Raw genomic sequence first — 12,431 nt, forward strand, 5'->3', positions numbered from 1 at the left:
TCAGTATATCTATACTTTCCTCACGACAATGCGTGAGCCTTCCGCTTTCACAATTTTTACTTGTTCATCTTTATCGATAAATGCACCTTCTGACACAACATCAATGCGCTCATCTCCAAGTACGATCGTACCAGATGGACGAAGTGCAGTGGCTGTCACTGCGATTTGTCCAACAAGATCCTCTCTTGTTTCATTTGAGACATAACCGCTTTCCTTATTGGTTGAATCGGTTAAAATGAACTTTTTAAAGAATTTCATACGTTTCCCCAACACCTTTGTCAATAAAATAACTGCTATGGTTGAAACAGCAGTGGCAATCAAGATGGAAATCGCCATTTCTGTAAAGCTTCCAGCTGCTAAAAATAAGCTGACAACGACACAGATCAGTCCAATGACACCTACGATTCCCCCTGGCAAAAACAATTCCAGAATGATGAGTGCAATCCCTGCTAAAAACAGGAACAACGTCTCATATCCTGCAAAACCTGCCACGAGATGACCATAAAAGAATAGAAGAAGCGCTGTCACTCCCATGGTGCCCGGGACCCCAAAGCCAGGAGAATAGAGCTCAACAACTAACCCTAAGCTTGCAATGGATAAAAGGATTGGAATGACAATTGGGTGCGTAAGAAAACGCGCAACCTTTTCAGCAAAGCTCACTTCATCGTATTGAACAGAAGCGTCTTGTAATTTCAGCTTCTGAAGCAAGTCATCCATATTTTTTGCTTCCCCTTCTGCATACCCGAATTGAAGCGCACGGTCTGTATTGAAGGTGAGCAATTCTCCTTTTGGTGCACCGGCTTCTTTTGCGTCTATATCTACATCTGCCATGGCAAGAGCATACTTTGGATCACGCCCCTGCTTTTCGGCAGCATCACTCATTTCAGCAAGCCATAGAGATTCAGATTTTTGATCGGCAGCATTGCCTTCTCCATCAATGATCGCAGCAGCCCCCATTTTTCCATTCGGGGTCATATAAATTTGATCGGCATTTAATGCAAGGAATGCCCCCGCTGAAAGCGCTCTATGATTGACAAACGCTGTCACTGGGATATCGGAAGCACGAATCGTATCTGCGATTTTAAGCGCTGCATCAACTGCACCACCCGGTGTATTGATGTCGAGAATAATATGCTTCGCCCGTTCCGACTTTGCCTGCTCAAACGATCGTTCAATGAATTTAGAAAGTCCTTTTTCTACTGTATCTTCAATTGGGATAACATGAACTTTCTGATCTGCTGATTTCGCGGTCAATTGAACCCCTAATAACAAGCATATTATAAAACAACTGAAGAGAGCAATAGAAATTTTTATTTTTTTCATCTATTTGGTGATCCCTCCTCTCTTTCTTCCATTTTACCGTTCCTTTACATACGTTACAAATGTATCATAGGTTTCATTTTTATATGACAGAATCACGAGGACATAAAAAAAGTACCCTTCTAACAATAGAAGGATACTTTTTTATTGAGACAGCTGCTCGCTGACAAGTCTGTTAATGACAGCTCCATCAGCTTTACCTTTTACTTTTGGCATAATAGCGCTCATGACTTTACCCATGTCAGCCTTCGAGGAAGCACCTGTTTCAGCGACCGTTTCTTTCACGATCGTTTGCAGTTCTTCTTCAGAAAGCTGTTCTGGTAAATAAACGTCTAATATGTCAATCTCTTTTTGAACTTTATCTACTAAATCTAAGCGATTAGCTTTCGAAAATTCACGGAGGGAGTCTTTACGTTGCTTAATCTCGCGGGAAAGGACGGTTAGTTCCTCATCGCCGGTCAAACTGTCTTTCTTAAGCTTAATTGCTTCATTTTGCAGCGAAGCCTTTACCATACGAATGACAACAAGCTTGTCTTTCTCACGGTTTTTCATCATAAGCTTCATATCAGAATTTAATTGCTCAAGAAGACTCATAAAATCCACCCTCTTTAGAATTTACGTTTTCTAGCAGCTTCAGACTTTTTCTTACGCTTTACGCTAGGCTTTTCATAAAATTCACGCTTTCTTGCTTCTTGCAATGTTCCAGTTTTGGATACACTGCGTTTAAAGCGACGAAGAGCATCTTCAAGCGATTCGTTTTTTCTAACGACCGTTTTTGACATTCTCTTTCCCTCCCTCCGAATACACCAATCGACTGCATTAAAAAAAGATATACATGCAAAACATGTACCTAGACATTATAATATAAGCCCAGTGTGAGGTCAACTAAGTGATTTGGAAATATATTTTCGTCATGAGCAGGTAGACAAGTCCATATATTCATTGGTAAGAGGAGGACTTTTCTATGATGGCGATCATTTATTTTTGTGCACTTATTTTCATTTTTTTATGGTCAATGGGTTTGCTGAGAAAAGGATTAATGGCGCTTGCGTCGTCTCGTATTGAGAAATCACTTCTTCTCTTTACAGATCACCCGGTCAAAGCATTCTTGGTCAGCATTGTGTTTACAGGGGTTCTACAAAGCAGTTCTGCTTTTATGGTCATCGTCATTGGCTTTGTCAGTACTGGCATTCTCTCTTTTAAAAAATCGATCCCAATGATTCTTGGAACCAATATCGGCTCAACGTTTACGACAGAATTTATCGCCATTAAAATGGACGTATTCATGTGGGTTTTGATCATAGCCGGTCTTGTATTTATCCTTTTTGGCAGGACATCTTTTAGACATGCAGGAAAAAGTTTATTTGGGCTCGGGATGATCTTTTTTTGCATACAAGGCTTTTCAAAAATTGCAGGGATGATGACAAGCCAGCCTGAGACATTGCGTTTTCTTGAAATGATGCAGCATTCAGACTGGACAGCGCTGCTTTCGGGTACCATTTTCACAGCAATTGTTCATTCGAGCTCAGTCTGCATCGGTATTTTAATGGGATTTATGAATGAAGGAACTGTGGCACTTCAGGAAGGCATCAGCTTTGTGTTGGGGTCCAATATTGGGACATGTATTACGGCTGTGATGGCTGCGATATCCGGCGGCTACGCAGCACGTCAAACGGCTTATGCACACGTCGTGTTTAATGTGCTTGGGGTTCTTTTATGCCTGCCGTTTCTCGCCCTGATCACAGAGGTTGTCGCCCTTCTCGCAAGCTCTCCTGCCCAGCAGATTGCGCATTTCAGCCTGCTGTTTAATGTGGCAAGCTCTCTCCTCTTCTTTCCGTTCATTCGCCCTTTTCACGCATTGATCTTGTGTCTCATGCCGAATCAGTCAAAATAAAAGAAACCGGCTTGCCCTTTTGGCTGCCGGTTTTTTTATCTATTATGAGGTCATTCTCACTTTGTCTGGCTGCACATCATCGCTGATGCGAACGAATTGTCCTTCGTTATAAGGATAGCCCGCTTTCGTAATTTTCACTTTGACCAGACGGCCGATCATGTCCTCTGTCCCTTCAAAAACAACCTTCATGTAGTTATCGGTATAACCAACATAAAGATTGTGGTTTCCTTCTTGTTCTTTGAAGGATTCTTCCGGAATAATCTCTAGCACATCACCTTCGTAGGCTGATGCGTACTCTTTCGCAAGCTGGTCAGAAAGAGCGATCAAACGGTGGACACGTTCGTTTTTCACATTCTCATCCACTTGATCTTCCATTCTTGCAGCCGGGGTACCTGTACGTTTGCTGTAAGGGAAGACGTGCAGCTCAGAGAATTGATGATCTTTGACAAAATTGTACGTTTCCAAGAACTCTTCTTCTGTTTCCCCAGGGAATCCAACGATCACGTCAGAGGTGACAGCAAGTCCTGGCAATGCTTTTTTCAGCTTTGTTAAACGCTCTGCAAAGAATTCCATCGTATATTTACGGCGCATTCTTTTTAGCACAGTATTTGAGCCAGATTGAAGCGGGATGTGTAAGTGTCTGACAATTTTATCTGACTGATCAAGCACTTCAATCACTTCATCTGTAATTTGACTTGCTTCAATAGATGAAATACGGATTCGTTTTAAACCAATAACACGTTTATCTAGTTCTTTTAGAAGCTTTGCAAAGTTATAATCCTTTAAGTCTTCTCCATATCCGCCTGTGTGAATACCTGTAAGCACAATTTCTTTATAGCCCGCATCAACAAGCTGCTGCGCTTGATTGATGACCTCTTCTGGATCACGAGAACGAAGAAGGCCGCGCGCCCAAGGAATAATGCAGAAGGTACAGAAATTGTTACAGCCTTCTTGGATTTTTAATGAAGCGCGCGTTCTGTCTGTAAAGGCAGGAACATCAAGTTCTTCAAATACACGTGCTTTCATGATATTGCCAACCCCGTTGATCGGCTGTCTTTCTCTGCGGTATTCTTCAATATAGCCTAGTAATTTATGTCGGTCCTGTGTTCCAACCACAATATCAACACCAGGAATCGCCATGATTTCTGCTGGTGATGTTTGCGCATAGCAGCCTGTTACACAAATGACACCATCCGGGTTATGGCGAATGGCTCTTCTAATGACTTGGCGGCTTTTCTTATCGCCTGTATTCGTGACCGTACATGTATTAATGACATATACGTCTGCTTTTGATTCATACTCTTTTCTTTCATAGCCAGCTTCTTTAAACAGCTGCCAGATCGCCTCTGTTTCATAGTGGTTGACCTTACAGCCAAGTGTATGGAACGCTACTGTTCCCATCATGATTCACCTCTTAATAACTCTGTTTGATAAGATATAGCAGAAAGCGCATATAAAGGAGCAGTTTCTGTTCTTAAAATGCGTGGTCCAAGCCCGCAAATGACTGCACCAAGCGTTTCAAGCTCTTCAATCTCCTTTTCTGCCAAACCGCCTTCAGGGCCAAAAACCACTAGCAAGGTTTGTCCGCCTTTCATCTGTTGAAGCACAGTTTGAAAACGGCTTTGCTCTCCTTCTTTCGATGATTCTTCGTATGCAACGACACATTTATCGAATTCACCAGCTAATTGCGTCAGCTCTTTAAACGTTGATACTGAATAAACACGGGGAATGATATTCCGGTAGGACTGCTCGGCTGCTTCTTTCGCGATTTTCTCCCAGCGCTCTCGTTTTTTATGTGACTTTTTTTGGTCAAGCTTTGTAATAGAACGAGCCGCTTGAAACGGGATAAAAGCACTTGCGCCAAGCTCTGTGCCTTTTTGGATAATGAGCTCAAGCTTATCTCCTTTTGGAAGACCGCTTGCAATCGTCACCCTAATCGGAAGTTCTCTGTCCTGATTTGTCCAGCTTTCAAGGTGACAAATCACTTCTTCCTTTGTTATTGTATCAATTTTACTGAGCGCTTCAAAGCCGTCTGTCGTTAAACAAAGGATTTCCTGCCCTGCTTTCATCCGCATGACATTGGAAAGATGATGTACATCTTCACCTTTTATAACGATGGCTCCCTTTAACGTCACTTCTTCTTTCGTGAGGTCGATAAAATATCGTTGCATACGTGTCCTGACACCTACTCGCTTTATTTTTTCGCTATAATGCTGACCCAATCTTCCATTGACAGCACTTCAACAATGTCAAAACCTGCTTCTTCTAATGCTGTTTTGACCTGTAATTTCTTTTGTCCAATGATGCCTGATGTAATGAAATAGCCATCTTTCTTCAATAGGTCATAGGCTTGATCTGTAAAGCGCAAAATCACTTCTGCCAGAATGTTGGCGACAATCACATCACGCTCACCTGAAATTCCATCAAGCAAATTGTTTTGTTTGACCGTCACTTGGTCACTTACACCATTTAGTTCGATGTTTTGCTTCGCACTTTCTACCGCAACGGTGTCGAGATCAAAGGCTTGAATGTCCTTTGCACCAAGCATTGCTGCTGCCACACTTAAAATTCCAGAGCCTGTTCCAACATCAATCACCGTATCGTTTTCCTTCACGTAGCGCTCAAGCGCCTGAATGCAAAGGACGGTTGTTGGATGCGTACCTGTTCCAAATGCCATTCCAGGGTCCATTTCAATAATCAGTTCATCAGAATGAACTGGTGTATATTCTTCCCACGTTGGAACGATGGTGAATTTTTCAGAGATTTTCACAGGATGATAGTATTTCTTCCATGCGGTGGCCCATTCTTCTTCATTTACTTCACAAATTGACAGTGTATTGCGCCCAAGGTCAATATCGTATAGAAGAAGGTTGTTGATGGCTTCTTTGATCTCATCTACCGTTTCCATCAAAAAGCTGTTCATTGGAAGATAGGCTTTCACAATGACACCTTCATCTGGATAGTCATTCGGATCGAGCTGGTAGATCTCACCGTATACATTTTCACGTTCCTTGACTAAATCAAGCGGGTCCTCAATCACGACACCACTTGCACCTGCTTCATGCAAAATATTGGTGATCGGTTCCACCGCTTCATTTGTTGTATGGACGCTAATTTCTGACCACTTCAATACTACCAACTCCTTATCCGTCTTACTCGCCTTTAAATGCGCGTTTTACCTTATCGAAAAAGCTCATTTCTTGTTCGTCTGGTTTATTTCCGCTCACTTCAGCAAATTTTCTAATGATATCTTTTTGATTGTCTGTTAAATTTGTCGGTGTGACGACACGTACAACGATATGCTGATCGCCTTGGCCGTAGCCGCGTACATTTTTCACACCTTTTCCTTTGAGTCTAAACTTCGTGCCAGTTTGAGTGCCAGCAGGAACTTTTAATTTTACTTTTCCGTGTAATGTCGGCACTTCAATTTCGTCACCTAATGCAGCCTGCGCAAAGGTAAGCGGCATCTCGCAGTAAATGTCATCTCCATCACGTTCGAAGAATTCATGCGCACGCACATGGAATACAACGAATAGATCGCCTGGAGGTCCTCCATTTACGCCTGGTTCACCTTGCCCAGACACTCTGAGCTGCTGGCCATCATCAACACCTGCAGGGATCGTCACGTTAATTTTCTTACGCTTACGCACTTTGCCAGAGCCGCCGCATGTTGAACATTTATGATCAATTTGTTTCCCTGTTCCGCTGCAGTAGTTACATACTCTGCGGTTGACCACTTTACCAAACGGAGTGGATTGCTCAACATTTAATTGACCAGAACCGCCGCAATGTGAACAGGTTTTTGCCTGCGTACCAGGCTTTGCACCTGATCCATGACATGTCTCGCAAGATTCTTCACGAGGGATTTCAATGGTTGCTTCTTTTCCAAATGCCGCTTCTTCAAACGAAAGCGTCATTGTATATTGCAGGTCCGCTCCTTGGCGCGGTGCATTTGGATCTCTTCTTCTGGCTCCGCCGCCAAAAATACTAGAGAAGATGTCATCAAAGCCGCCGAAGCCGCCAAAGTCTCCTCCTCCGCCAAAACCGCCGCCGCCAAAGCCTTGGTTTGGATCGGTATGACCGAACTGGTCATAATGCGAACGTTTTTGATCATCAGAAAGGGTTTCATAGGCTTCTTTTACTTCTTTGAATTTCTCATCTGAGCCAGCTTCTTTATTAATATCAGGGTGATACTTTTTTGAAAGCTTGCGGTATGCCTTTTTGATTTCGTCCTTTGAGGCGCTCTTACTTACGCCAAGCACTTCATAGTAATCACGCTTACTCATCTCTTCACACTCCCGATTTTCTCACATAAATACGATTGTATCATTTTGATTTAACCTTTTTCAATTCCTTTCATCGTTGAAAAGAAAAAAAGTCAAAGCCAAGAGATCCTGACTTTGACTTTCTGACGAGTACGTTTCAGCAGTCCTTTTCAAAAGTAAAGGTGATTATTTTTTCTCTTGATCGTCGTTTACTTCTTCGTATTCTGCATCCACTACATTGTCATCTGCTTTTTGAGCACCTTCAGCGCCTTCTTGCTGAGCTTGTGCTTGTTTTGCAGCTTCTTCATAGAGCTTTGTCGTTAATTCTTGAACGATTGTTTGCAGCTCATCTTTTTTCGCTTTGATGTCTTCAAACTCGCCTTTTTCGATCGCAGCTTTTAGCGCATCTTTCGCGTCATTTGCTTTTTTCACTTGCTCTTCATCGATTTTGCCTTCTAGATCTTTTAATGTTTTTTCAGTTGTGAACACTAATTGATCTGCTTCGTTGCGCACTTCGATTTCTTCTTTTTTCTTCGCATCTGCTTCAGCATTTTCTTCTGCTTCTTTGACCATTTTTTCGATCTCATCATCAGAAAGACCTGAAGAAGATTTGATTGTGATGTTTTGCTCTTTGCCTGTACCCATATCTTTCGCACGTACGTTGACAATACCGTTTTTATCGATATCAAAAGATACTTCGATTTGCGGTACGCCGCGTGGTGCCGGCGGGATATCAGTCAATTGGAAGCGGCCTAATGTTTTGTTATCTGCAGCCATTGGGCGCTCACCTTGCAGGACATGGATATCTACAGCTGTTTGGTTGTCAGCAGCTGTTGAGAATACTTGAGATTTACTTGTTGGAATTGTTGTATTGCGTTCAATCAGCTTCGTGAATACGCCGCCCATTGTTTCAATTCCTAAAGAAAGTGGTGTTACGTCAAGAAGAACAACGTCTTTGACATCCCCTGTGATCACTCCACCTTGGATCGCTGCACCAAGTGCAACTACTTCATCAGGGTTTACACCTTTATGAGGCTCTTTGCCTGTTTCTTTTTTGATTGCTTCTTGTACTGCAGGAATACGAGTTGATCCACCAACAAGGATGACTTTATCAATCTCGCTAGCAGATAAACCAGCATCTTTCAGTGCTTGACGTACAGGTGTCATTGTACGCTCTACAAGATCTGCAGAAAGCTCTTCGAATTTAGCACGTGTTAACGTTAATTCAAGGTGAAGAGGTCCTGCTTCTCCAGCTGTGATAAATGGCAGTGAGATTTGTGTAGAAGATACACCAGAAAGATCTTTTTTCGCTTTTTCAGCAGCATCTTTTAAACGCTGAAGCGCCATTTTATCTTTAGAAAGGTCAATGCCATTTTCTTTTTTGAATTCAGCCACTAGGTGATCAATGATAACTTGGTCAAAATCGTCTCCACCTAGACGGTTGTCCCCAGCAGTTGAGCGCACTTCAAAGACGCCGTCTCCAAGCTCAAGGATCGATACGTCAAATGTACCGCCGCCAAGGTCGTATACAAGAATCGTTTGATCTTCTTCTGTTTTATCTAAACCATACGCAAGTGCAGCTGCTGTTGGTTCGTTGATGATACGTTCTACTTCAAGACCAGCAATTTTACCAGCATCTTTCGTTGCTTGACGTTCTGCATCGTTGAAGTAAGCAGGAACTGTGATAACAGCTTTTGTTACTTCTTCGCCAAGATAGCCTTCAGCGTAAGATTTAAGGTGCTGAAGAATAATTGCAGAGATTTCCTGCGGTGTATAGTTCTTACCTTCAACTTCTACTTTATAATCAGTACCCATATGTCTTTTAACAGACATGATCGTGTTCGGGTTTGTAATTGATTGACGTTTTGCTACTTCACCCACTTGGCGCTCTCCGTTTTTAAAAGCGACAACAGATGGTGTTGTACGTGCTCCTTCAGCGTTAGCAATGACTTTTGGCTCGCCGCCTTCAAGTACTGCAACACATGAGTTTGTTGTTCCTAAGTCAATCCCAATGATTTTACTCATATTCGATGACCTCCCATTATGTAGTTATTGATTTACTTTTACCATTGATGGACGAATAACTCGGTCTTTGAGTTTATAGCCCTTTTGCAATTCTTCTACAACGATATTTGAATCGTAGTTTTCATCTTCAACTTGCATGACGGCTTGATGAAGGTTTGGATCGAACTCTTTGCCGACAGCTTCAATTGGTTCAACGCCTTCATTTTTCAACGCTTCTACCAGCTGGCGGTAAACCATTTGCATTCCTTCTAACAAACTTTTCGTCTGCTCATTGTCTGGATCAATTCCAAGCGCTCTTTCAAAGTTATCAAGAGCTGGGAGAAGATCACTGACAACATGTTGAGAACGATATTTTTGCACGGTCTCCACTTCAGTTCGAGCACGGCGTTTATAGTTTTCAAAATCTGCTTGAACACGCAGAATTTTGTTTTCTTTTTCATCTAGAAGCTGCTGCAATTCATCGATTTTTTCTTGGAAGGCAGACTGTTCATCATTTGTTACTTCCTCAGTATCTGCTTGAACTGCTTCTTCTTGTGCTTCAACCTCTGCTTCTTGCTCAGGTGTCTGTTTTTCTTCTGACATTGTGTTCACCTCCCTCAAAAGATTCAAAAATACGAAGGGGCTGTGCCCCTATCTTTTATCACCCTACTCATCATACAAATTGGAAAGTGCGTTTGACAAGTCTTTTGATACATGATGCAAGAGACTGACAACCCTGCCATAATCCATACGGGTTGGACCAATGACGGCAATGGAGCCGAGTGATTTTTGATCAATCGAATAAGTAGCTGTGATTAAGCTGCAGTTCTCCATCGCTTCCAAATTGTTTTCTGAACCGATTTTAATGGTGATTCCTTGCTGATTTGGATGAAACAGCTGCATGACATCATTCTTTTGCTCAATAAGCATCATGAGTGAACGGATGCGGTCAATGTCATGAAACTCCGGCTGATTCAACATATTAATCTTCCCGCCAAAGAAAAGTTTTGATTCATTTTGAGTCGATGTAAATGTATTGCCGAGGGCATCTAAAATATGATCATAATCTTTTAAATGCGTACGAAGAAGCATCACAACTTCTTTATACATTCTGTCCTTCAGCTGATCCATCGGGACTCCGGCTAGGCGGCTGTTTAAAATATTCATCAGCTTCTCAATATCGGAGACATCGAGATGCTCAGAGAAGGTAATGGTTTTGTTTTCAACATGTCCGCTGTCTGTAATCATGATCGCCACTGCTTTGTTTGGCTGAACAGGGACAAGCTGAATTTGCTTTAATCGATTTTCACTTAGCTTTGGACCAAGCACAATCGATGTATAGTTTGTGAGATCTGATAAAATTTCCGCCGATTTTTGAACTGTCTTTTCCAGCTCAAAAATTTTCTCCTGAAAGGCCGACTGGATGAGCACAAGCTCTTTAGACGACAGTTTTCGCGGAGAGAGCAAATGATCTACATAATAACGATATCCTTTTTCGGAAGGAATTCTTCCTGATGAAGAATGGGTCTTTTCAATAAAACCAAGTTCCTCCAAATCAGCCATTTCGTTTCTAATCGTCGCAGAGCTGAATGTAATGTCTTCTTTTTTAGAAAGAGTCCTTGATCCAACTGGCTGCGCCGAACGAATAAAGTCATTAATGATGACTTGCAGAATCAAAAGCTGACGATTTGTTAACATCATCATCACCCCTGTTAGCACTCTCTTTCAACGAGTGCTAATTGTATAAACAAAATTACCAAACTCAAATTAAAATGTCAATTATAACTCACCGAGAAACGCTTGAAATACTTCATTGCCTAACAATTTTCCTTTTCTTGTTAAACGTATCCCCTTGTCATCTTTTACAATGAGGCCTTTTTCTTCTAAATCTTCAAGAACAGTGGAAAAAAGTGCTTCTGGTGCAGCACCATATTTTGCTTGGAAATCAGCGCTTTTCACCCCTTCGATTTTTCGAAGACCTAAAAACATTTCTTCTTCTATTTGCTCTGCTTTTGTGACCTGATGTGTTTCCTTATACGGGAACCCTGTTTGGTCAATCAGCTCCAAATAATGTTTCACCGGCCCTGCGTTCACATTTCGGATGCCATCTACATACCCGTGTGCGCCTGCACCAAAACCGAAGTAATCTTCATTGCTCCAATAGGTCAGGTTATGCTGGCTTTCAAAGCCAGGTTTGGCGTAATTGCTAATTTCGTACTGCTTTAATCCATGGCGCTCCATTTCATCCATCACAAGCTCATACATTTCAGCCTCACGTTCTTGCGGCGGTAAATGAAGTTTTCCTTTTTGCATTAAGTTATAAAAAACGGTTTTCGGCTCGACGATGAGTGAGTAAACCGAATAATGCTCTGCCCCCAGCGAGAAAGCCGTCTCAAGTGAATTCATCACATGATGCTTTTCTTGATGCGGCAAGCCAAACATAAGATCGAGGCTAATATTGTCAAATCCAACCGCTCTAGCTCGCTCAAAGGATGTAAGGACATCCTTCTTTTGATGAACTCGTCCAATTTTCTTGAGCAAATCGTCTTCAAAGGTTTGAACGCCAAAGCTCAGCCGATTCACGCCGGCTGCTTTAAGCACATGCAGTTTCTCAAGCGATAATTCATCTGGGTTTGCTTCTACTGCAAATTCAATCAGTTTTTTTGTCGGCTTTAATACGCTGTGAATGCTGTTCATGAGCTTGTCTAGCTGACTGACAGTCAGTGATGTCGGGGTTCCCCCGCCAATAAAAATTGTCTTTAGTTCCTGTTCGCCTTTTTGCTCGATCGTGTGCTGCATCTCTTTCTCAAGAGCCGCTAAGTATTCGTCGACTGGCTGCGTTTTGATGAAAAATTTATTGAAATCACAATAGTGGCAAATATGCTCACAAAATGGAATGTGAATGTATGCTGCTTTCATTAGATGACACCTTCTTTACAGGTAAAGAG

At 42.1% G+C, this 12,431-nt stretch carries 12 protein-coding genes; 1 reads left to right on the forward strand and 11 read right to left on the reverse strand.

The genetic code is table 11. The features are described from left to right. Positions 1-9 precede the first annotated feature (9 nt). The 3 genes from MHH65_RS11630 to rpsU form a co-directional block, all read right to left on the reverse strand. Entirely contained in the window at positions 10-1,323 is a 1,314-nt protein-coding gene (locus MHH65_RS11630; protein ID WP_070326492.1) for a nodulation protein NfeD, read from the reverse strand. 141 nt (positions 1,324-1,464) lie between these two features. Beyond that, a complete protein-coding gene (locus MHH65_RS11635; RefSeq protein WP_034280115.1) occupies positions 1,465-1,914 on the reverse strand; it encodes a GatB/YqeY domain-containing protein in 450 nt (149 codons plus the stop codon). A 14-nt stretch (positions 1,915-1,928) separates the two neighbouring features. Then, positions 1,929-2,102, reverse strand: coding sequence for a 30S ribosomal protein S21 (gene rpsU / locus MHH65_RS11640; protein ID WP_003152957.1), 174 nt, complete (start codon positions 2,100-2,102; stop codon positions 1,929-1,931). A gap of 182 nt (positions 2,103-2,284) precedes the next feature. Here rpsU and MHH65_RS11645 point away from each other — a divergent pair, with 182 nt between their 5' ends. Continuing rightward, positions 2,285-3,214, forward strand: a complete 930-nt coding sequence (locus tag MHH65_RS11645; RefSeq protein WP_076840451.1) for a Na/Pi symporter — start codon at positions 2,285-2,287, stop codon at positions 3,212-3,214. Between the two features lie 42 nt (positions 3,215-3,256). Here the strand turns inward: MHH65_RS11645 and mtaB are convergent, their stop codons facing one another. The 8 genes from mtaB to hemW form a co-directional block, all read right to left on the reverse strand. Further along, on the reverse strand, positions 3,257-4,615 hold the full coding sequence (mtaB, locus tag MHH65_RS11650; RefSeq protein WP_073206350.1) for a tRNA (N(6)-L-threonylcarbamoyladenosine(37)-C(2))-methylthiotransferase MtaB: 1,359 nt from the start codon (positions 4,613-4,615) through the stop codon (positions 3,257-3,259). Continuing rightward, a complete protein-coding gene (locus tag MHH65_RS11655) occupies positions 4,615-5,385 on the reverse strand; it encodes a 16S rRNA (uracil(1498)-N(3))-methyltransferase (RefSeq protein WP_024427953.1) in 771 nt (256 codons plus the stop codon). Before MHH65_RS11655 ends, mtaB begins: the two co-directional genes overlap by 1 nt. Before the next feature lie 23 nt (positions 5,386-5,408). After that, positions 5,409-6,344 carry a 50S ribosomal protein L11 methyltransferase gene (gene prmA, locus MHH65_RS11660; RefSeq protein WP_024423032.1) on the reverse strand — a complete coding sequence of 312 codons (936 nt, stop codon included), beginning with the start codon at positions 6,342-6,344 and terminating at the stop codon, positions 5,409-5,411. 22 nt (positions 6,345-6,366) lie between these two features. After that, positions 6,367-7,500, reverse strand: coding sequence for a molecular chaperone DnaJ (gene dnaJ / locus MHH65_RS11665; protein WP_024427952.1), 1,134 nt, complete (start codon positions 7,498-7,500; stop codon positions 6,367-6,369). Between the two features lie 165 nt (positions 7,501-7,665). After that, the gene (gene dnaK, locus MHH65_RS11670; protein ID WP_024423034.1) at positions 7,666-9,504 is read right to left on the reverse strand and encodes a molecular chaperone DnaK; all 1,839 of its coding nucleotides are present in this window, start codon (positions 9,502-9,504) and stop codon (positions 7,666-7,668) included. A gap of 24 nt (positions 9,505-9,528) precedes the next feature. After that, on the reverse strand, positions 9,529-10,086 hold the full coding sequence (grpE, locus tag MHH65_RS11675) for a nucleotide exchange factor GrpE (protein WP_024423035.1): 558 nt from the start codon (positions 10,084-10,086) through the stop codon (positions 9,529-9,531). Positions 10,087-10,149: 63 nt separating this feature from the next. Continuing rightward, positions 10,150-11,181 (reverse strand): heat-inducible transcriptional repressor HrcA, encoded by a 1,032-nt coding sequence (gene hrcA, locus MHH65_RS11680; protein WP_003217350.1) that lies wholly within the window; start codon positions 11,179-11,181, stop codon positions 10,150-10,152. An 81-nt stretch (positions 11,182-11,262) separates the two neighbouring features. Then, positions 11,263-12,402: a radical SAM family heme chaperone HemW gene (gene hemW / locus MHH65_RS11685; RefSeq protein ID WP_098676954.1), complete on the reverse strand. Its 1,140-nt coding sequence runs from the start codon at positions 12,400-12,402 to the stop codon at positions 11,263-11,265. Positions 12,403-12,431: the final 29 nt, after the last annotated feature.

The sequence above is a fragment of the Bacillus sp. FSL L8-0654 genome, from assembly GCF_038629965.1.
Lineage (GTDB): Bacteria > Bacillota > Bacilli > Bacillales > Bacillaceae > Bacillus > Bacillus safensis.

Bases quoted from the DNA above. Each gene is read 5' to 3' on its own strand.
- MHH65_RS11630 (WP_070326492.1), bottom strand. From the start codon at position 1,323: ATGAAAAAAATAAAAATTTCTATTGCTCTCTTCAGTTGTTTTATAATA.
- MHH65_RS11635 (WP_034280115.1), bottom strand. From the start codon at position 1,914: ATGAGTCTTCTTGAGCAATTAAATTCTGATATGAAGCTTATGATGAAA.
- rpsU (WP_003152957.1), bottom strand. From the start codon at position 2,102: ATGTCAAAAACGGTCGTTAGAAAAAACGAATCGCTTGAAGATGCTCTT.
- MHH65_RS11645 (WP_076840451.1), top strand. From the start codon at position 2,285: ATGATGGCGATCATTTATTTTTGTGCACTTATTTTCATTTTTTTATGG.
- mtaB (WP_073206350.1), bottom strand. From the start codon at position 4,615: ATGGGAACAGTAGCGTTCCATACACTTGGCTGTAAGGTCAACCACTAT.
- MHH65_RS11655 (WP_024427953.1), bottom strand. From the start codon at position 5,385: ATGCAACGATATTTTATCGACCTCACGAAAGAAGAAGTGACGTTAAAG.
- dnaJ (WP_024427952.1), bottom strand. From the start codon at position 7,500: ATGAGTAAGCGTGATTACTATGAAGTGCTTGGCGTAAGTAAGAGCGCC.
- dnaK (WP_024423034.1), bottom strand. From the start codon at position 9,504: ATGAGTAAAATCATTGGGATTGACTTAGGAACAACAAACTCATGTGTT.
- grpE (WP_024423035.1), bottom strand. From the start codon at position 10,086: ATGTCAGAAGAAAAACAGACACCTGAGCAAGAAGCAGAGGTTGAAGCA.
- hrcA (WP_003217350.1), bottom strand. From the start codon at position 11,181: ATGTTAACAAATCGTCAGCTTTTGATTCTGCAAGTCATCATTAATGAC.
- hemW (WP_098676954.1), bottom strand. From the start codon at position 12,402: ATGAAAGCAGCATACATTCACATTCCATTTTGTGAGCATATTTGCCAC.